This window comes from Methylobacterium sp. CM6257 (genome assembly GCF_054611515.1).
In genome coordinates this window covers 1,216,437-1,236,719 of sequence record NZ_CM137735.1, presented here as the reverse complement: position 1 = coordinate 1,236,719, position 20,283 = coordinate 1,216,437, and the positions used below count along the sequence as shown (strand labels likewise).

Genomic DNA, 20,283 nt, shown 5'->3' with positions numbered 1-20,283 from the left:
TCGACGGCCGCCCCTGGGCCACCCATCACGCCTGCCCTTCCATCCCCTCCAGCTCCGCGATCATCCCCTCGATCATTCCCAGACCGATCTGCCAGAAGCCGGGATCCTTCGCATCCAGGCCGAACGGGGCGAGCAACTCACCGTAGGGCTTCGAACCACCTGCGGAGAGCAACGCGAAGTAGCGCTCCACGAAGCCCTCCTCGGCCCGGGCGTAGACCCCGTAGAGCGAGTTCACGAGGCAGTCTCCGAACGCGTAGGCGTAGACGTAGAAGGGCGAGTGGATGAAGTGCGGGATGTAGGCCCAGAAGGGCTCATAACCCGCATCCAGCGTGATGGCCGGGCCGAGGGATTCCGCCTGGACCGAGAGCCAGAGGGCGTTGATCTGATCCTGGGTCAGCTCGCCTTTCGCGCGGGCCAGATGCACCTTCCGCTCGAACGAGTAGAAGGCGATTTGGCGAACCACCGTGTTGATCATGTCCTCGACCTTGGCGGCGAGCATCGCCCGGCGCTGGGTCGGATCGGTGGTGGCCCCGAGCAGCTTGCGGAAGGTCAGCATCTCGCCGAACACGCTCGCGGTCTCGGCGAGCGTCAGGGGGGTTGGGGCCATCAGGGCGCCGTTCGGGCCGGCCAGAACCTGGTGGACGCCGTGCCCCAGCTCATGGGCCAGCGTCATCACGTCCCGCGGCTTGCCCTGGTAGTTCACCAGCACGTAGGGGTGGACGGAGGGTACGGTCGGGTGCGCGAAGGCGCCGGGTGCCTTGCCGGGTCGGGTCGGCGCGTCGATCCAGCGATCGTCGAAGAAGCGCTTCGCGATCCCAGCCATCCTCGGTGAGAACGAGTCGTAGGCGGAGAGTACCGTGTCGCGGGCTTCCGTCCAGGGAATCGTGCGCTGCTCGACCTTCGGCAGCGGCGCGTTGCGGTCCCAATAGGGCAGCGTCTCCTGCCCGAACCACTTCGCCTTGAGCCTGTAATAGCGGTGCGACAGGCGCGGATAGGCGGCCCGGACGGCATCCACCAGAGCCTCGACGACCTCGGGCTCGACCCGGTTGGAGAGATGGCGCGCGTCGGCCACGTCCTTGAACCCGCGCCAGCGGTCGGAGATCTCCTTGTCCTTCGCCAACGTGTTGGTGATCAGCGTGAATACCCGGAGCTGACCCCGTAGAACCTCGCTGATTGCCCCGGCAGCCTCCTTGCGGACGGCACCATCCGGATCCTGGAGTTTGTTGAGGGTTGGCTCCAGCGGCATCTCTTCGCCCTGAACCGTGAAGCGCAGGGAGGCGATGGTCTCGTTGAACAGCCGGTCCCAGGCGGCATTCGACGTGACCGATTTCTCCAAGAAAAGTTTCTCGGTACGGTCGTCGAGCTGGTGCGGCTTCTCCCGGCGCAGATCCTCGATCCAGGGCGCGTAATGGGCGAGCGGTCCCTCGGCCATCGCGGCGTTCATCACCCCGTCATCAACCCGATTCAGCTCCAGGGCGAAGAACAGGAGGTCGGCAGAGGCATTGGTCAGGCGCTCGCGCGTGTCGCCGTAAAACTTCGCCCGGGCCTCGTCAGTGGTGTCGCCGGAATAGACTAAGCCGGCGAACGACATCAGCTTGCCGAGCAGGTCCTCGATCGCCTCGTAGGCCTTCACGGCCTCGGCGAGGCGTTCCGATGCGCCGGCAGCCCCGGCGATCTCCACGATGCGACCGGAGTAGGCTTCCGAAAACCGTCGGCAATCCTCCTCGGCGCGGGTCATGTCGGCAGCGAATTCCGGGTCGTCGAGGCCGCAATACAGGTCCGACAGATCCCATTCCGGGAGATGACCGAGGTCGACGGCCTTTGCGGCGGCCCGCGCGGCGCTCACGCCTTCCGGCAGACGGACGCTCACCGGCGACGCGGTGTGGCTCGGCATCATGTCGTGCGTTCCTCTCAGGGGACCTTGGCGGATCCCGGCCTCCGTACCCTGATATCGAATGCGCCGCCACGCGTTCAACGTGGCCGGTTGGCCATGTTCCCCGCGATGCCATGACGATGCCATGACGGAGCGGGTGAAACGTCGTTAAGCGGCACTTTACGTCTCTCGGTCACCATCCGGTTCGAAACGAAACAGTCGCCGAATCGGAACCCGCGTCCGGGATGCCACCCGGGCCGTGCGTCCGACCCTCGCGTGCCGTCCCGGGAGCCGCCATGTCCACCACCGTACTGATCGTGGACGACGATCCGGTCCAGCGGCGCCTCGCCGAGGCGGCGGTGCGCCGATTCGGCTTCGAGGCCCGGGTCGCCGAGACCGGGGCGGATGCGCTCGCGCTGCTGAAGGCCGAGGACGCGGACGTCGTGCTGCTCGACCTCGTCATGCCCGGCCTTGACGGGCTCGGCGTGCTCGCCGAGATGCGCAGGAGCGGCCTCGCCACGCCGGTGATCGTCCAGACCTCCAACGGCTCGATCGACACGGTGGTCACCGCAATGCGGGCCGGCGCCGTCGACTTCGTGGTCAAGCCGGCGGGCGCGGAGCGCCTGCAGGTCTCGATCAAGAACGCGCTGCGGGTCGACACCTTGGAGGAGGAGGTGCGCCGCATGCGCCGCCGTGCCTCCGGGGCGCTGACCTTCAAGGACCTGACCTCCAAGAGTCCCGACATGGAGCGGGTGATCCGGCTCGCTGAGCGGGCGGCGAAGTCCAACATTCCGGTTCTGATCGAGGGCGAGTCCGGCGTCGGCAAGGAGGTGCTCGCCCGGGCCATCCAAGGCTCCGGCGATCGGCGCGGCAAGCCGTTCGTTACGGTCAATTGCGGCGCGATCCCCGAGAACCTCGTGGAATCGACATTGTTCGGCCACGAGAAGGGGGCGTTCACCGGCGCCACTGAGAAGCATGCCGGCAAGTTCGTCGAGGCCTCCGGCGGCACGCTGTTTCTGGACGAGATCGGCGAGCTTCCCCTTGATGCGCAGGTCAAGCTGCTGCGCGCCCTCCAGGAAGGCGAGGTCGATCCGGTCGGCGGCAAGCGGTCGGTGCGGGTGGATATCCGCCTCATCTCGGCCACCAACCGGTCGCTGCTCGACCTCGTGAAGCAGGGCAAGTTCCGTGAGGACCTGTATTATCGCCTTAACGTCTTCCCGATGACGCTGCCGCCCCTGCGGGCGCGCCGCGAGGACATTCCGGACCTTGTCCGCTCGTTCTGCGCACGCTTCTCAGCCGAGGAAGGCAAGCGGGTGCGGGCCATCACCCCGGAGGCGATGGCGCTCCTCACGCGCTATCCCTGGCCCGGCAATGTCCGCCAGCTGGAGAACGCCCTTTTCCGTGCCGTGGTGCTCGCCGACGGTGACGAGCTGACGGTGACGGAGTTCCCGCAGATCGCCGCGCAGGTCGAGGGATTCGACGTCCGTATCCCGGCGGCGCCCAGCCAGCCGCAGATGCCGGCCTACGTTCCCGAGCCGGTGCGCGAAATCGTGCGCGTCGAGGTGCGCGATCCGCATGCCATGTCCCTCGTGGCCGAGGAGACCGGCGAGATGAAACCCATGGATGTGCTGGAGGCGGAGATCATCCGCTTTGCGCTGCAGTATTACCGCCAGCGCATGTCGGAAGTGTCCCGGCGCCTCGGGATTGGACGCTCAACCCTGTATCGCAAGCTGAAGGACCTCGGTCTGGACAGTGACGACAAAGCCGAGGATGCGGCCTGATTGCGTGCCGCGTGCGCTAGCGCACCGGATGAATTCATGGGGCAAAGCGAAACAGAGCGGGCGTCGGCGCAGCGTGAGCTGCGCTGACGATTGGCCAGATTAAAAGTTTTCAAGAATTGGTCCTGATCGCATGGCATCAGAACGGTCTTCTCCCTCAGGAAGACTGCGGTTGCTGAATGCCACGCTTGCGCCGATAATCACAATTTAAGCGTGCGGCCGTGCCGCGGCGCCCTGGGAGATCACGATGCGCGTCCCGCGCTCCAGCCTCATGGCGCTGGCCGCCCTGTTGACCGGCACTTTGGCTTCGGCCGGTGCCTTCGGCGCCGAAACCGCCGCGCTCGACACGGTGCCCATCGATACTTCTGCACCGGCGCGCCCGGCGGAGCCCGCGCCGACCGAACCGGTGTCGACGGTGATCCCGGATTACAAGCCCGAGCCTCCGTCGCCCAGCACCGAGCCTGCACCGGCTCCCGCCGTCGCTGCGCCGGTCGTCCCGGCCGATCCGCTGGGGGCTGCCGTCCTCGCCCGGCTCACCGACAACGTGCCGCTGCTGATGCGCCTGACGAGCAAGGATCGAGACGGGATTCGGAGCTTCTACGAGGCCCGCGCGTACAAGCCGATCTGGATCGCCGACGGAGTCTGGACGGAGGCCGCGAAAGCCGTGTCGGCGCGCCTTGCCGCCGCAGGCGAGGACGGGCTTGATGCTCGCGCCTACACGGTCCCGAACCTGGGCGAGAAGCCGGACGAGAAATCGGTGGCCGACGCCGATCTCCGCCTCTCTGCCGCGGCGGTTCTCTACGCTCGGGATGCGCGGGGTGGCCGGGTCAACCTTGCCTCGATCTCGCGGCTGATCACACCGCATCTTGATCTTCCGGCCGGCAACGAGGTGCTGACCAAACTGAACGATGCCGGCGCCAAGGCCGGCGAGGCCCTCCAGGGCTACAATCCGGCGACGCCGGGCTACCTGGCGCTCAAGGCCCGGCTCGCGGCGCTGCGCGGGCCGGCAGCTGCTGCCGTGAAGCCTCTGCGGCTGCCGGCCGGGCCGGCTTTGCATGTCGGCATGCGCGATGCCCGCGTGCCGCTGCTGCGCGCGCATTTCGGCCTCGCGGCGCGCCCTGCCGGGACGCTCGACCGGGCTCCCGGCGAGCCGGAGGAGTACGATTCAGCGGTGGCCGATGCAGTCGCCAAGTTCCAGCGCAGCCGCGGGCTGCCCGGAAACGGGGTCCTGAACGTGCAGACGGTGCTGGCGCTGGCCGATGCTGGCCGGTCGGCACGCCCGACGGGGAGCGAAGCCGAACTGATCGTCAATATGGAGCGCTGGCGCTGGCTGCCGGGTGATCTCGGATCGGACTACATCCTGGTCAACGTGCCGGAATACCGCCTGCGCGCCTACCGAGGCGGGATCCTGCGCGACGAAGCGCGGGTCATCGTCGGAAAGCCGGAATCGCGGACGCCGCTGTTCTCGGGAATGATGGAATACGCGGTCGTCAATCCGTCTTGGTTCGTGCCGCCCTCGATCCTGAAGACCATGGCGCCGAAGCTCGCGGGGTATGGCGGCAAGACCTGGGGCGGCTACGAGGTGGTGCGTCGCGGCGGCCACATCTCGCTGCGCCAGCCCCCGGGCGAGCGCAATGCGCTGGGCTTCATCAAGTTCATGTTCCCGAATCAGCACGCGGTCTACCTGCACGATACGCCGAACCGTTCGCTGTTCTCCGCATCGAAGCGCGACTTCAGTCATGGCTGTGTGCGCGTGGACGATCCGTTCCGCCTTGCCGACGTTGTGTTGCCGAACTGGTCCGAGGACCGGCTGAAGAAGCTGATCGGCAAGGGCGAGCGCACGATCCGACTACCGGAGAAGCTGCCGGTGCATCTCGCCTATTTCACGGCCTACGTGGATGACGGCGGTACCTTCCGCACCCTGCCCGACCTCTACGGCTACGATGCGCCGATGCGCGCGGCGCTGGGGCTGCCCGGCGGCGGCGGTCCGGCGATCGCCCGGCTGACGGATGAGCCGCCGCGCCGCAAGGCCGAGCGCGCGCCGTCTCCCTCGCACGCCACAACGGCCCAGCGCCGGATGAAGCACCGCCATGTCGCCGCGGACCAGTGGCCGGACGGCCGCTACGACGAGGCAAGCCCGCCGCGTCGCAGCCTGCGCCGGGCCGCCCGCGCCGACAGCGCTCCGGAATACGGAGAGCCCGCCCTGTGGACGCCCGCGCCTCCGCAACCGGCCTCGCGCGGGTGGTGGTAGGCGGTCGCGCCGGGGCGCATCGATCACCGCGGCTCATCAACTTTGGGGTGCGCACCCGCACAGCCGGGCACGATTTCGCCACGGTCCAGCTTTAGCCCTTCCCGCCAAGAGCTTGGCCCGACACGGCCGGGCGCAGCACTCGGGAGAGGATCAGGACTGTCGTGCCGAGTCTCCCGCGCCGCCTCCGCCGCCTCGCCCTCGCCCTGTCGGGGATCACCCTGGGCCTGATCGCGACCACCGCCGAGACCGAGGATGCGGTCGCCAACGGCGATACCCGTTCGCTCACGATCTATCACACGCACACACAAGAGAGCGCGACGATCACGTTCAAGCGCGATGGTCGCTACGACCGTGCGGCCCTCGAGCAGTTGAACTGGCTCCTGCGCGACTGGCGCATCAACGAGCCCACCAAGATGGATCCACGCCTGTTCGATACGGTGTGGGAGGCCTACCGGCAGGTCGGCTCGAATCAGGCGATCCACATCGTTTCCGCCTATCGCTCGCCCGGCACCAACGCGATGCTGCGCCGCCGCTCCAAGATGGTGGCCGAGTACAGCCAGCACATGCTCGGGAAGGCGATGGACTTCTTCCTGCCGGACGTGTCGATCGACCGGGTTCGCGAGGTCGGGCTGCAGATGCAGCGCGGCGGCGTCGGCTGGTACCCGCATGCCGGCACGCCCTTTATCCATCTGGATGTCGGCTCCGTGCGGATGTGGCCGCGCATGACGCACGACCAGCTCGCCCGCCTCTTCCCCGACGGCAAGACGGTCCTGCTGCCGAGCGACAACCGCCCCTTCCCCCGCTACGAGGAGGCGAAGGCCGAGATCCTCGCCCGCGGCGGCACCGTCGCAGGCATCACCACCCAGATGGCGAGCGGCGAGGAGGAGGACGGGCCTAGCCTGTTCGGCTTCCTGGCGAGCCTGTTTGGGGGGCGCTCATCCGCACCGGAGCCCGCCCCTGCGCCGCCGCCGGTCGCCGCCGCGAAGAAATCCCGCCGCGCGCCCGTCGTCGCCGTGGCAAGCGCCGACCCGCAGGATCCGGTGGGCGCGCGGGCCGCCCTCGCATACGCCGCGCCTGCGGCCGACGATGCGCTGCGCGGCCCGCTCGTGCAGCGCGGAGATGCCAGGGCTGCCGACGGAAAACCTGCGGACGCGCGGTCCCTGCTCACCGCTGCGCAGCCGGCTCCTGCTGCGGATGACACCATGCCGGCCGTGGTCGCACCCTTGCCGCCGCGGCGGCCCTCTGAGCTCGCTGCCGTCGACGCAGCCATCAGCATGCCGCTGCCGCCGCCGCGTCCGGTCCAGTTCGCCTCTCTGGAGGGTGGTATGGCCAACCTCTCGGCCCCTGACCAAGCGCGCGCGCTCGAAAGGTCGGCCGCGCCGGAACCGGTGCGGGCCAGAACGCTCGTCGCGCCGAACGCCGACTCCAAGGCTCAGCTGCGAGCATTGTTCGAGGCGGTCTCAGCGGGTCCGGTTGCGGCGCCCGCCAGTCGCAGCGCTCCGATACGGCTCACGGCCGCCCGTGTCCGAGAAGCCGCGCCCGACGCCGTTGTGGCGGCAGCCCCCGAGCGGGTTGCGACCCGCTTCAGCACGCGCAGCCCTGGTGATGACCTGACCGCAGCCCGCTTCACCGGCTCCGCCGCTCGGGCGCTGCCGGGGACACGCTGACCGTCGCAGACGCCGACCGGAACCCTGCGGATCGCGCTTTGGATGCTCAGCGCAGAGGTTTCGAGAAATTGACCGCCAGCGCCGCCACCAAGGTCGCCGCGTAGCCGTCGTCTTGCGTGGCCGCAATCCGCTCGGCCTCGCCACCGCTGTTGGTGGCTACCGACGTCATCAGCATCGCGGCGGTCGCAAGACCGCCGAGTGCAGCGACGAGGGCTAGATAGGCGCGCACCATGGCGCGCGGGGCGGCGACGACCGCCGGGGTCTCGCTGAGGTACAGCGGGGATGGGCTGCGATGAATCATGGCCGGTGATTCTGACGGGTGACGCTGGACCCGAGGCGGATCGACTAGGGACACGCACAATCCGCCGGCTCAACCGTTCAACGTGCAGAAGGAAGCCCGGTTCGTCCAAAAGGAGCTAATTTTCAACCAGTATTCGTCCGGTTGGTTGATGGCCATTAGGAGGGCGCCCGCGGGCGCCCCCGGTGCAGCCTCAGCCTTCCTTGCCCGACACCTTGCCGAGGGCGGCCTGGGCAGCCGCGAGGCGCGCGATCGGCACGCGGTAGGGCGAGCAGGACACGTAGTCGAGCCCGACTTCCTGGCAGAAGCCGACGGAAGCCGGGTCGCCGCCGTGCTCGCCGCAAATGCCGAGCTTGATGTTTGCCCGCGTCTTGCGGCCGCGCTCGACGCCGATGCGCACCAGCTCGCCCACGCCCTCCTGGTCGATGGTGATGAACGGGTCGGCCGGCAGGATACCCTTCTGCGTGTAGGGGCCTAGGAAGGTCGCCGCGTCGTCGCGGGAGATACCGAGTGCGGTCTGTGTCAGGTCGTTGGTGCCGAAGGAGAAGAACTCGGCGGTCTCGGCGATCTCTCCGGCCTTCAGAGCGGCGCGCGGCAGCTCGATCATCGTGCCGACCTGGTAATCGAGGGTTGCGCCCGTCTCCTCGGCCACGGCCTTTGCCATGGCGTCAATGCGCGCCTTGACGATGTCGAACTCGGCGCGCGTGAACACGAGCGGCACCATCACCTCGGGCGTGACCGGGCTGCCGGTATCGACCGCGGCCTGCACGGCCGCCTCGAAGATGGCCCGGGCCTGCATCTCTGCGATCTCCGGGAATGCGATCGCCAGGCGGCAGCCGCGGAAGCCGAGCATCGGGTTGTGCTCGGACAGCTCGCGCGTCCTGTTCCGGATCTTCTCCTCCGGGACGCCGGTCGCTTCCACCACCTCGCGGACTTCGGCATCCGTGTGCGGCAGGAACTCGTGGAGCGGCGGGTCGAGCAAACGGATCGTGACCGGCAGCCCGGACATGATCGTGAACAGCTCCAGGAAGTCCTGGCGCTGGTAGGGCAGGATCTTCGCGAGCGCCGCGCGGCGGCCCTCGGTGTCGTCCGCCAGGATCATCTCGCGCACCGCGATGATCCGGTCGCCCTCGAAGAACATATGCTCGGTGCGGCAGAGGCCGATCCCCTCGGCGCCAAAGTTGCGCGCCGTCCGGGCATCCGTCGGCGTGTCGGCGTTCGCCCGCACCTTCATCCCGCGGATCGCGTCGGCCCACTCCATCAGCGTCGCGAAATCGCCCGACAACTCGGGCTCCAGCATCTTCACCTCGCCCTGGATCACCTGCCCGGTGGATCCGTCGATGGTGATCTTGTCGCCGGCCTTCAGCTTGGTGTCGCCGACCGTCAGCGTCTGCGCCTTGTAGTCGATCCGGATCGATCCGACGCCCGAGACGCAGGGCTTGCCCATGCCGCGGGCGACCACGGCCGCGTGGCTGGTCATGCCGCCACGGGTGGTCAGGATGCCCTCGGCGGCGTGCATGCCATGGATGTCCTCAGGCGAGGTCTCGACGCGCACCAGGATGCATTTGCGCTCGGCCTTGCGGTGCGCTTCCGCGTCCTCGGAATTGAAGACGATCTCACCGGTGGCGGCACCCGGCGAAGCCGGCAGGCCGGAGGCGATGACCTTGCGCTCGGCCTTCGGATCGATGGTCGGGTGCAGGAGCTGGTCGAGCGCGGCGGGCTCGACCCGGCCGATCGCCTCCTCCCGCGAGATGAGCCCCTCGCCCGCCAGATCCACGGCGATGCGCAGGGCGGCCTTGGCCGTGCGCTTGCCGTTGCGGGTCTGAAGCATCCAGAGCTTCCCCTTCTCGATGGTGAACTCCATGTCCTGCATGTCGCGGTAGTGCGATTCCAGGACCCCGTAGATCCGGGTCAGCTCCGCGAAGCTCTCGGGCATGGCCTTCTCCATAGAAGGCTTGTCGCTGCCGGCCTCTTCCCTGGCCTTTTCCGTGATGTTCTGCGGCGTACGGATGCCCGCCACCACGTCCTCGCCTTGGGCGTTGATCAGGAACTCGCCGTAGAGCGCCTTGTCGCCGGTAGAGGGGTTGCGGGTGAAGGCGACGCCGGTGGCCGAGGTGTCGCCCATGTTGCCGAATACCATGGCCTGCACGTTCACCGCCGTTCCCCAGCTCTCCGGAATATTGTTCAGCTCCCGATACTTCTTGGCGCGCGGGATCATCCAGGAATCGAACACGGCACCGATGGCGCCCCAGAGCTGGTCGTCCGCACCCTGCGGGAAGTCGGAGCCGTGCTCGTCGCGGACGATCTTTTTGTAGGTCTGGATCAGGGTCTTCCAATCCTCGGCGCCGAGCTCGGTGTCGAGGTCGAAGCCCTTGCTCTCCTTATAATGCTCCAGCGCCTCCTCGAAGGCGTGGTGCTCCACGCCCAACACCACGTTCGAGTACATGGTGATGAAGCGGCGATAGGAATCGAAGGCGAAGCGCTCGTCGTCCGCCTCCTTGGCCAGCGCCAGGACAGTCTTGTCGTTCAGCCCGAGGTTCAGGACCGTGTCCATCATGCCCGGCATAGACGCCCGCGCTCCGGAGCGGACAGAGACGAGGAGCGGGTTCGTCGAATCGCCGAACTTTCGCCCGGTGAGCGCGCCGACCTGGGAGAGCGCGGCCGCGACCTGGTCCTTGAGCTCCGGCGGGTAGGACTTGCCGTGGTCGTAATAGTAGGTGCAGACTTCCGTCGTGATCGTGAAACCGGGCGGAACCGGCAGGCCGAGGTTGGACATCTCGGCGAGGTTGGCCCCCTTGCCGCCGAGCAGGTCGCGCATCTGCGACTTGCCCTCCGCCTTGCCGTCGCCGAAGGCATAGACCCACTTCGCGCTGCCGGTCGCCATGTCGATCCCGTCCGTGTCTGGTGCCCGGCGCGGGCCGAGCTGATGGGCGGGGTTGGACCATCCCGCAGCGCAACGCAAGATGAACACGCGATGGGCTTGTGCGTCCGGGGCTGACGGCACTGGCGGTCTGTCAGGTCCGATCCGTCGCGGCCGCTGCACTGCCGCGCCGAGCCCGTCTGACCTCACGACCCCGAACCCGTGACGCGCGATGCGACTGAAGTCCGACGCCCTGCCACATTCTGACGCGCCGGGGTGAAGCACAGGCCGCGAATGAGATCTTCAAGGATCACGCGGGTGGCCAGAGGCCTCTTGGAGTCTGCTGCGCAGCACCTCGGCAGGAAATCGCGGGTGAGACGACTCCAGACGAAGGGATCTTCAGTGAAGAATACCCAGGCCGATCACGCCGACCACGATCAGGTAGATCGCGACGATGTAGTTCAGGAGGCGCGGCACCACCAGGATCAGGATTCCGGCAAGGATCGCGATGAGCGGCTGGAGATTCGAGATGGTGATGGTCACGGACGCCTCCTGGGGCCGAGCTTGGCCGCCGGTGACGACGCCCCTACCCGACGGAGGTTCCCCGTGGCTTGAGCGCGGCGGAGCGGCCGGTGTGTCGGGCCGCTCCGCTGGCCGATCAGGGCTTCGGCGTTTGCGTACCGGGGATCGGATCCTTCGCCTCGCCGGTGGGCAGGTTCGCCGAGATCGTCGGATGCGACAGCTCCGGATAGGGTCCGATCACGTTCGCTCCGTTGAGCGGCTTGTTTGCGCCGTTATGACAGGTGGCGCAGTTGACCTTCGGCGCATCGCCCAGCACCCCGAGGCGGTTGCGCGGGAAGACCGAGGTCAGCGGCGTCAGGTAGTCCTGGTTGAGGTCGCGCACCATGCGGATGCCGTACCAGGCATGGACACGGTTCGGGGTGCTGGTGTCCCACTGCGCCACCGAGCGGGTGTTATGGCAGAAGGTGCAGTTCACCCCGAGCGATTGCGACATGCTGATCATGATCGCGAAGGTCTTCTCCGCGTCCTGGATCGGCTTGCCCTTCGTGACGGGCAGCGCCGTGGTGGCGTTGACCCGCACCGCGTCCTCGGGCGTGTCTTTGTGCTGGTAGAAGGCCTGATAGACGTCATAGGGTAGCGAGGTATTGCCGACCTCCGCGGAGGCGAGATTCTGGCTGTTGTTGCGCGGGATGAACCGCCCTTCCCCCTGGATCGGACGATCGAACCAGATATTCGCCGGCACCGGGTTGCCCCGGTGGCAGGTGTAGCAGGTCACACCCGCCTGATGGACGTGGCTCTCCTTCCACGATGTGTTGATATACTGCGTCATCTGGATCATGCGCCGGGCGACACGCTTCTGGTAGAGCTCGTCGGAGGCCATGTTCTCGGTGCTGTGGCAGTAGGTGCAGCCCTGCTGCGGCGCCACCCACTCGGTGATCGACACCATCAGACGGTTGAACTGCTCGGCCGAGAGGTCGCCCAGAACTTGCACATTCTGGTAGACCGCCGAGGCCTTGTCGCCGCCCGCCTCGGCCGGATCGGCCGGTGCCGGGGCGACGTTGGCCGCCGCCAACGCCTCGTTGCCGGCACGGGTGCGGATCAGATCCATCCCGGTTCCGCGGAAGCCGGTCTGCTTGTTGGCCATGGGCGGGTGGGTCCAGCCCGCGCCGCCGAACATCGCGATGGTGAGGAACAGGGCGAGCGCGCCGCCGACCACCGCCAGTATCGTCTTCATGACGGCCTCCTCACGGCTTCATGCCGGGTGCGAGATGGGCGGGATCGACGATCGGGCCGTAGACCTGCGGATACGAGGGTGCGACGCCGTGCTTGACGGCCCAGAGATACCAGTTGTCCACCACCGTTCCGGTGAGCAGGATGCCGATGCCGCCAGTCAGGGTGGTCAGGACCGCGAACCACCACGCCCAGCGGTGGACCGATTCCATCGTGGCGTTGAAGCCCATGGTCCAGCGCCAGAACAGGGCGGCCCGCTCCGTGGCGGTTCCACGGTCGACGATCTGGTCGATCTCGCGCTCGGCGCCGTAGCGCGAGCAGGCCAGGATCGTGCCCCCGTGCATCGCGAACAGCAGCGTCGATCCGTATAGGAACGTGATCGAGAGCATATGGAACGGGTTGTAGAAGAGGTTCCCGTACCGGAGCGAGAAGGCCGCGGTCCAATCGAGGTGGGGGAAGATCCCGAAGGGTACGGCCTCCGACCACGAACCCATCAGCAGCGGCCGAATGAAGCCGAGGACGAGGTAGAGCCAGATCGCCGACGCGAAGGCCCATGGGACGTGAGTCCCCAGGCCGAGCGCCCGCGCCCGCCGATAGAGGTGCACCCACCAGAGCAGGATCGACGTGGTGAGGAAGAAGCCGGCGATCAGCCACCAGCCGCCCTCGTTGAGGGGCGGCAGGACCTTCAACCCGTATTTCGGCAGGGGCGGCTCCAGGGCGAGCCAGGGCAATTGCCGGACGAACTGGACGGGATCCCAGTTCACCGAGGCCCACATGTTGAGGCCGATGATCTCGAAGGCGATCAGCCCGCAGGTGATCGACAGCGCCGCGATATAGCCGATGTAGATCGGCCCGACCTGGCTGTTGCCGATGAGCCCGAACAGGTAGCTGTTGAAGGGCTTGCCCACGCGGTCGTCGACCGCGACGGGAACACCGTGCTCCGGCACGAGCGGGCGCACCTGAACCTGCGTGAAGATGTTCTGGTAATAGGCCATGGGCTGCCCTCCCCCGGGAGTGCCGCGCGCCGGGCGCGGCTCGCATCATTTGTTTCGTCGCGCCTTCGCCCCGTCGCTCATCGCCAGACCGGAAGGTTGAGCCACCAGCCCCACCATTGCGGCCAGCCCTGCGTCCAGAACGGCCCGCTGATCACGATGCAGACCGCGCTCCAGAACCCGGCCGACAGGGCCAGGAACAGGCCCAGCCGGTGGATGCCGAGGGTGCCGATGGAGTAGCCGATCGTGTCGCGGAAGAAGGTGTCCTCGTGCTCCGGCGTCTTCACGACCTCGCCCTTCTTCGGGTTGGTCGCTGAGAGGATCAGGCCGCCGTGCATCGCCAGCGCCAGCGTGGTCGTGAAGAAGAATGTCACGGCCAGCATGTGCGCTGGATTGTAGTGGAAGTGGAGGTACTGATATCCGGTGTTCGAGACCCAATCGAGATGGCTGAGGATGCCGTACGGGAAGCCGTAGCCCCAGGCGCCCATCAGGAGGGGCCGGATCACCACGAGGGTGAAATACGCGAAGATCGCCATGCCGAAGGCCGCCGGCACGTGATAGCCGATGCCGAGCTTGCGGCAGATCTCGACCTCGCGCAGCGCCCAGGACACGAACGAGCCCAGCGCGCACATCGTGATGATCTGCCAGAGGCCGCCTGACTTCAGCGGCGCGAGCTTGAGGCCGTAGCTGATGTCGGGGGGCGCGATATTGATCTGCCAGATGTTCCAGGTCGGCCCGATCGCTGCGCCATAGATCACCAGCGCGGTGCCCAGCACCGTGAAGAACATACCGACCACGCCGAAGAAGCCGACGAAGAACGGCCCGACCCAGAAGTCGAACAGGTCGCCGCCGAGCAAGGTGCCGCCGCGGATCCTGTATTTGCGCTCGAAGCTCAGCATCGCCATGGCGGCTGCTCCCCAGTCAGGCCGAAGAAGGACAGTGAGGTGACCGCGGCCCTTGCGCGCCGCGGTCCGGACCGGCCGTCAGGCCGGCAGTTGCGGCAGCGCGAGCGTGATGGTGTTCTCGGCGGCCTTGTTGTTTCTCGGGCCGTCCAGCCAGTTGAATCTGTCGGTCGAGAGCAGGATGAAGTGGATCAGCAGCGCCAGGATGAAGAGGAAGGTGAACAGAGCCACCAGCGTGCGCCGCGGATCGAACAGCAACCAAACCTTGTGCATCCGATCCTCCTCAGCCGATCATCGTGACGAGGGCGTGGGCCGCATCGCGAACGCCCTCGAGAGAGGCGTAGCCCTGCGGTCCGGGAAGCCACGGGCGCCACAGCCAGACGAGGATGTGCGCGACCACGGCAATCGCCGTGAAGATGAGGAAGCTCGTCAGGAAGATCGCGTGGAACTCCTTGGCCTCCGGTTCCGTCAGCCCGGATAGGCTGCTCGGTCTTTCTGTTGTGACGGGTCCACTCGCCATCGTTCAGACCTCCGTGTGTTGGCCGCGCCTCTGACGAAGCGCGACGGGTTCAGCCGTGAGGCCTCGCGGCGTCCACGGCCCGACTTCCCCCGCGTCACCGGACGGAAGCGTCTCGTTCACGGGCGCGTCAGCCCATGAAGGCGAAGGGGATCGCCTGAACCGCCATGGCGCGGGCTTCGCCGAAGACGGACCGGCGCGTCGCCACGAGGCCTGGGCGGGCCATCTCGCGGCTTGGCCTGAACCGGTTCAGCGCCGCGGCCGCGAGGAAGAACGGATAGGTCGCCGCCAGGATCAGCCGGAACTGGATCGCCTCCTGGTGCTGGCGGCTGGTCGGGACCATCGTTCGCATCGTCAGGTCTCCTCTGGGTAAAATGGAAAGGCGGCTCATGCCGGGATCCCTCCGGCGAGATCGGCCCGGGCCCGCGCCACGTGGGCGGGCGCCACGGCACCGGATTCGGCATCGCGGGCGGCGCGCTCGGCGGCGTCGCGCAGACGCTTGGCGGCGGAGATCCGGGCGAGCACCGGCTGCGCCTCGACCAGGGCGTCGAGGGCCTGCCGCGCCGCCTCGTCCCAGGGCAGCTCGGCGTGGCGCCGCGCCGGGGTGGCCTCGACCGTGTCCATGTCGCGGGCGAGCGGCAGGATGTGGAAGAGGGTGTCGAATAGGGCGTTGGAGACCTCCTGGATCAGGTAGGTCGCCCCGGCGTAGCCCATGAACGGCGTCCCGGTGTGCCGCCGGATGATGGCGCCGGGGAACGAGGCCGGGACGTAGGCTGCCCGGGCTCCGGTCTCGGCGAGGTACATCCGCTCGTTGAACGAGCCGAACAGCACCAGCGGCGGCTTCTCGGCGATCGCCGCCCGCACGGCTGAATTGTCGGGCTTCACGCCGGCCGAGCGCCCGAAGGCGAAGTGGCAGGGCAGACCCATCTCGTCTTCGAGAAAGTGGCGCACGCCCCGCGCGTAGGTCTCGGTGGCGACGATGCCGAAGCTCGCGGTGCCGAAGAAGTCCTGCGTCACCGACCGCCAGAGATCCCAGACCGGCTTGATCGTGGTGTGGCGCTCGCGTTCGATGAACGGCTCCGGATCGAGGCCCAGGATCTCGCCCAGCGAGCGCAGGAACTTGGTCGTGGAGAGGATGCCGATCGGCGCCTGCAGGAAGGGCCGGCCGAGATCCTCGCAGAGCAGGCGCCCAAATTCCCGGTAGAGGCAGATATTGGCGTCGGCATTGACGAGCTTGCCGACATCCGCGAGGTGCGCGCCCAGCGGGAAGGTGAGGTTCACCTCCGCGCCGATGCCCTCCACCAGCCTCCGGATCTCTGCGAGATCCGAGGGCATGTTGAAGGTGCCGTAGGCCGGCCCGATGATGTTCACCCGCGGCCGCTCGCCGGCTTTCCGCTCGGGCCGGGGCGGGATGCCTGCCTTGGCGTACTTCCGCGCCCCGTATTCTTGCCAGAGCCAGCGCATGGCCCGGTCGGCCGCCTGCCACTGATCCTCGTCGATGGTGCGGGGGAGGAAGCGCTGAAGACCGGTGCCCTCGGGCGTGACGCCGCCGCCGATCATCTCGGCGATGGAGCCGGTGACGACCACGCTGGGCTGGCCCGGATCGAGGGTCGCGTGGGCGCGCTTCATGGCGCCCTCGGTCCCGTGCCGGCCGAGTTCCTCCTCGGCGAGCCCGGTCACGACGATCGGCAGCTCGTGCGGCGGCAGCGCGTCGGTGTAGTGCAGCACCGAGGTCACCGGCAGGTTCTCGCAGCCGACGGGGCCGTCGATGACGACCTGAAGGCCCTTGATCGCCGTGAAGACGTAGACCGCGCCCCAGTATCCGCCGGCCCTGTCGTGATCGAGGATCAGCATCAAGCCATCTCCCCGATCGGCTTTTTCGGACCCTCAATCTTCGGGCCCTGGCGGCGCTGCGGCACCTCCTGCCAGACGCCCGCAGCGTGGCCGGTACCGACGCCCTCGAAGAAGTCGCGCATGGCGTCAAACCGCGCCTTGTTGCCGAGCGCGGCGTTGACCACCGTGGCGAGCGAGCCGGCTCCGGCAGCGCCCATGAGCGGGCGGGCCGAAATCAGGTTGGTGAAGTAGAGCGCCGGGGTGCCGCGCTCCTTGGCCCTCTGCACCACCGGCGTGGTCCCGATGGCGAGGTCGGGCTTGAGCGCGTCGAGGGCGCAGAGATCGTCCTCCAGGGAGGCGCGATAGCGGACCTCGGTCCCGCGGGACTCGAGCCAGTCGCGGTCGGCCTCGGACCAGGGCGTACGCGGACAGGCGGTGCCGACATACGGCACCTCGGCGCCGCTCTCGACGAGGAGGCGGGCCACCAGCAGCTCCGACCCCTCGTAGCCGGACAGGGTGATCCGGCCCTTGATCGGCATCGCGCCGAGCGCCCCGCGGATGCCGGGCAGGATCCGGTTCTTGGCCGCCTCGACGGTTGCGCGGGGCACGCCGCAGGCCTCGCCGATCCGGTCGAGCCAGTCGGCGGTGCCGTCGACGCCCACGGGGGCCGAGCCGACGATCGGGCGGCCCGCCGCCTCAAACTCGCGGATCGAGGCCGTGTAGAACGGGTGGATCGCCGCCACCGCGGCGCAGTCGAGGGCGGCGTAGAGCTCGCGCCACTCGCGGGTCGGCACGACCGGCCCGGCCGCCAGACCCAGCGGCTCCAGGAGCGAGCCGATCACGACGGGATCGGCCGGAAACACCTCGCCCAGCAGCGCCACGCTCGGGCGCTCCGAGCGGCCGCCGCGGGGCGCGGCGACTGGGCCCTGCTCGGCCTCCGAGCGGGCGACCTTCAGCATGGCCCCGGCCAGCACGTCCTTGGCCTCGGCATGAGTCGGAACGCCGAAGCCCGGCACGTCGATGCCGATCACCCGGACGCCATCGATCGCCTTCGGCAGCAGGCGGAGCGGGACGCCCGACGCGGTGGGAACACAGAGATTGATGACGACGACGGCGTCGTAATCCTGCGGCTTCGCGGTGGCGTGGACCGCCTCGCGGATGTCCTCGAACAGCTTGCCGGTGACCAGGGTCTCGGAGTTGAACGGCACGTAGCCGACGCTGCGCTTTGCGCCGTAGAAATGCGACGTGAAGGTCAGGCCGTAGACGCAGCAGGCGCTGCCCGAGAGAATCGTGGCGGTGCGGCGCATGCGCAGGCCGACCCGGAGCGAGCCGAAGGCCGGGCACATGCTCTGCGGCTGGTCGTGCGGACCCTGTGGGTAGTCCTTTCGCAGCTGTTCCAGCGTCTCCGACATCCCGGCCGCCTCGGCGGCTGCCGCCATCGCGTCCTTGCCCGCGTGGCAGCCGAGCCCGTCGCCCTGCGTGGCGGCGGAGTCGAGTCCTTCCGGAGCCTTGCGGGCCCGCAGCGCGGCGATGTCGAGGGAGACGGCCATGCCTTAGACCTCGTCGTAGACGACTTCGAGGGACGGCTTGGACACGTGGGCGACGCCGCACATGTCCTCGTGGGTCGCCGGGACCAGCACAACGTCGCGACCCGTCGTTTCGCTGGAGAACAGGGCGAGCAGCCCGTCCTGCGAGAGCGGCGCCGGGCGGTGCGGCGCGGCGTCGGCGACGTTGGCGGCCAGCTCCGCGAACAAGTCGCCCCAGCGCCCGTCCGGCTTGCCGATGATCTCGTAATTGGCGCTCTTGCGCCGGATGTCCTCGTCGGCCGGGATCGAGGCCAGGACCGGGATGCCGGCGGCCTCCGCGAAGGCCTGCGCCTCGCCGGTGCCATCATCCTTGTTGATCACGAGTCCGCCGACGCCGACATTTCCGCCGAGCTTGCGGAAGTACTCTACCGCCGAGCAGACGTTGTTGGCGACGTAGAGCGACTGCAGGTCGTTCGAGCCGACGACGATGACCTTCTGGCACATGTCCCGGGCGATCGGCAGACCGAAGCCGCCGCAGACCACGTCGCCCAGGAAGTCGAGCAGGACGAAGTCGAACCCCCATTCGTGGAACCCGAGCTTCTCCAGAAGCTCGAAGCCGTGGATGATGCCCCGCCCGCCGCAGCCGCGGCCGACTTCGGGGCCGCCGAGTTCCATCGCGTAGACGCCGTCGCGTTTGAAGCAGACATCGCCGATGGCGACCGTCTCGCCGGCGAGTTTCTTCTTGGTCGAGGTCTCGATGATGGTCGGGCAGGCCTTGCCGCCGAAGAGGAGCGAGGTGGTGTCGCTCTTCGGGTCACAGCCGATCAGCAGGACCTTTTTGCCCTGCTGGGCCATCATGTAGCTGAGATTGGCCAGCGTGAACGACTTGCCGATGCCGCCCTTGCCGTAGATCGCGATGATCTGCGTCTCTTTCTTCGCCGGCGCGGTGGCGACCGCATCGGGCTCGATCGCGGCCTCGGCGCGAAGCTGGGTCGCTTGGGACAGGGCGGCCTTGTTGAGCTGAACGTTCACGCGGCGTCCCTCCAGTCGAGGATCATCTTCAGGCAGGCGGGATCGGCGAAGGCAGTACGGTAGGCGTCCGCAGCCTCCGTCGCCGCGGCCCGGTGGGTGATCAGCCCGTCGAGCGAGAGTCGGCCGCCGTCGATCAGCATCGTCACGGCGGCGAGGTCTTCCGGCCGAAACTCCGCGGAGATCCGAATCCGGGCCTCGCGCATGAAGGCGGGCGGGAAGGCGAAACTGAGCGGCGCCTCGTAGAACCCGGCAAGGACAATCTCGCCGCCGGGTGCCAAGCGGGCGATCAGGCCGTCGAGCCCGGCAGCATCGCCGCTGACGTCGGTGATCACCGCGTAATCGCGCCTGGAATCGTCATCCGGTGCCAGGACTGGGTAGCCGTGCGCCCCCTCGGTGCGGCCCGGATTCGTCTCCCACACCGTCGGTTCGGCGCCGGCCGCCAGCGTCAGGCGGGCCAGAAGTCGGCCGAGCACGCCGTGCCCGACGATGAGCGGGGTCGCGCCGGGCCGGATCCCGCCGAGCGCTCGATAGGCGGTGGCAGCGAGGGCGAGGAGGCAGGCGCGCTCGCCGAGCGCCGGATCCACCGGCACGAGGCGTGCGGCCGGCGCGACGAGGTGCGAGGCGGCGCCGCCGAACAGGCCGCGGACGGCACCGAAGCAGCGGGCGCCCGGCACGTAGACGGTCTGGCCGATCCGCACGGTTCCGGCGGCATCGGCCTCGACGACAGTGCCGACGGACTCGTAGCCTGGAACCAGCGGGTAACCCATCCCAGGGAACGGCGGCATCCGGCCCGACCAGAGCAGGTGCTCGGTCCCGGTGCTGATCCCGCTCCACGCGATGGCGACGATGGCGTCGGGTGTCCCGGCCGGGGTCAGCGGCAGGCGCTGCACCGCCAGGTGCTCAGGGCTTTCGAGAATGACGGCGAGAGTGTCCATCCAGGATCCGTCCGCCTCATGTCGTGCGACTCTCGCCATTGGGAGTCGCTGGGTGTCATCCTAGATA

At 68.2% G+C, this 20,283-nt stretch carries 17 protein-coding genes; 3 read left to right on the top strand and 14 right to left on the bottom strand.

The window, feature by feature from the left end; genetic code table 11:
• Positions 1–25 precede the first annotated feature (25 nt).
• Positions 26–1,897: a M3 family oligoendopeptidase gene (locus ACYCO6_RS05915; protein WP_459770231.1), complete on the bottom strand. Its 1,872-nt coding sequence runs from the start codon at positions 1,895–1,897 to the stop codon at positions 26–28.
• Between the two features lie 272 nt (positions 1,898–2,169).
• Between ACYCO6_RS05915 and ACYCO6_RS05910 the strand changes: the two genes are divergently transcribed.
• The 3 genes from ACYCO6_RS05910 (at position 2,170) to ACYCO6_RS05900 (ending at position 7,569) form a co-directional block, all read left to right on the top strand.
• Positions 2,170–3,654 carry a sigma-54-dependent transcriptional regulator gene (locus tag ACYCO6_RS05910; RefSeq protein ID WP_459770228.1) on the top strand — a complete coding sequence of 495 codons (1,485 nt, stop codon included), beginning with the start codon at positions 2,170–2,172 and terminating at the stop codon, positions 3,652–3,654.
• A 244-nt stretch (positions 3,655–3,898) separates the two neighbouring features.
• Entirely contained in the window at positions 3,899–5,902 is a 2,004-nt protein-coding gene (locus ACYCO6_RS05905; RefSeq protein ID WP_459770226.1) for a L,D-transpeptidase family protein, read from the top strand.
• A 161-nt stretch (positions 5,903–6,063) separates the two neighbouring features.
• Positions 6,064–7,569, top strand: coding sequence for a DUF882 domain-containing protein (locus tag ACYCO6_RS05900; RefSeq protein WP_459770224.1), 1,506 nt, complete (start codon positions 6,064–6,066; stop codon positions 7,567–7,569).
• A 46-nt stretch (positions 7,570–7,615) separates the two neighbouring features.
• Here ACYCO6_RS05900 and ACYCO6_RS05895 read toward each other — a convergent pair whose 3' ends face one another.
• The 13 genes from ACYCO6_RS05895 to bchC form a co-directional block, all read right to left on the bottom strand.
• Entirely contained in the window at positions 7,616–7,870 is a 255-nt protein-coding gene (locus ACYCO6_RS05895; RefSeq protein WP_459770221.1) for a hypothetical protein, read from the bottom strand.
• Positions 7,871–8,060: 190 nt separating this feature from the next.
• On the bottom strand, positions 8,061–10,751 hold the full coding sequence (gene ppdK, locus ACYCO6_RS05890; RefSeq protein WP_459770218.1) for a pyruvate, phosphate dikinase: 2,691 nt from the start codon (positions 10,749–10,751) through the stop codon (positions 8,061–8,063).
• A 375-nt stretch (positions 10,752–11,126) separates the two neighbouring features.
• Complete coding sequence (locus ACYCO6_RS05885; RefSeq protein ID WP_459770216.1) at positions 11,127–11,270, bottom strand: DUF3096 domain-containing protein; 144 nt, start codon at positions 11,268–11,270, stop codon at positions 11,127–11,129.
• A gap of 115 nt (positions 11,271–11,385) precedes the next feature.
• Complete coding sequence (gene pufC, locus ACYCO6_RS05880) at positions 11,386–12,483, bottom strand: photosynthetic reaction center cytochrome PufC (protein ID WP_459770214.1); 1,098 nt, start codon at positions 12,481–12,483, stop codon at positions 11,386–11,388.
• A gap of 10 nt (positions 12,484–12,493) precedes the next feature.
• Positions 12,494–13,474, bottom strand: a complete 981-nt coding sequence (gene pufM / locus ACYCO6_RS05875; protein ID WP_459770211.1) for a photosynthetic reaction center subunit M — start codon at positions 13,472–13,474, stop codon at positions 12,494–12,496.
• 77 nt (positions 13,475–13,551) lie between these two features.
• Positions 13,552–14,376: a photosynthetic reaction center subunit L gene (pufL, locus tag ACYCO6_RS05870; RefSeq protein WP_459770209.1), complete on the bottom strand. Its 825-nt coding sequence runs from the start codon at positions 14,374–14,376 to the stop codon at positions 13,552–13,554.
• A gap of 78 nt (positions 14,377–14,454) precedes the next feature.
• Positions 14,455–14,646 (bottom strand): light-harvesting antenna LH1, alpha subunit, encoded by a 192-nt coding sequence (gene pufA / locus ACYCO6_RS05865; protein WP_459770207.1) that lies wholly within the window; start codon positions 14,644–14,646, stop codon positions 14,455–14,457.
• Positions 14,647–14,656: 10 nt separating this feature from the next.
• Positions 14,657–14,893, bottom strand: a complete 237-nt coding sequence (gene pufB / locus ACYCO6_RS05860; protein WP_012319767.1) for a light-harvesting antenna LH1, beta subunit — start codon at positions 14,891–14,893, stop codon at positions 14,657–14,659.
• A gap of 127 nt (positions 14,894–15,020) precedes the next feature.
• Entirely contained in the window at positions 15,021–15,242 is a 222-nt protein-coding gene (locus ACYCO6_RS05855) for a hypothetical protein (protein ID WP_459770205.1), read from the bottom strand.
• 35 nt (positions 15,243–15,277) lie between these two features.
• Positions 15,278–16,744, bottom strand: a complete 1,467-nt coding sequence (bchZ, locus tag ACYCO6_RS05850; protein WP_459770202.1) for a chlorophyllide a reductase subunit Z — start codon at positions 16,742–16,744, stop codon at positions 15,278–15,280.
• A complete protein-coding gene (gene bchY, locus ACYCO6_RS05845; protein WP_459770200.1) occupies positions 16,744–18,273 on the bottom strand; it encodes a chlorophyllide a reductase subunit Y in 1,530 nt (509 codons plus the stop codon). Before bchY ends, bchZ begins: the two co-directional genes overlap by 1 nt.
• A gap of 3 nt (positions 18,274–18,276) precedes the next feature.
• Entirely contained in the window at positions 18,277–19,281 is a 1,005-nt protein-coding gene (locus ACYCO6_RS05840; RefSeq protein WP_459770198.1) for a chlorophyllide a reductase iron protein subunit X, read from the bottom strand.
• Positions 19,278–20,216, bottom strand: a complete 939-nt coding sequence (gene bchC, locus ACYCO6_RS05835) for a chlorophyll synthesis pathway protein BchC (protein WP_459770196.1) — start codon at positions 20,214–20,216, stop codon at positions 19,278–19,280. Before bchC ends, ACYCO6_RS05840 begins: the two co-directional genes overlap by 4 nt.
• Positions 20,217–20,283: the final 67 nt, after the last annotated feature.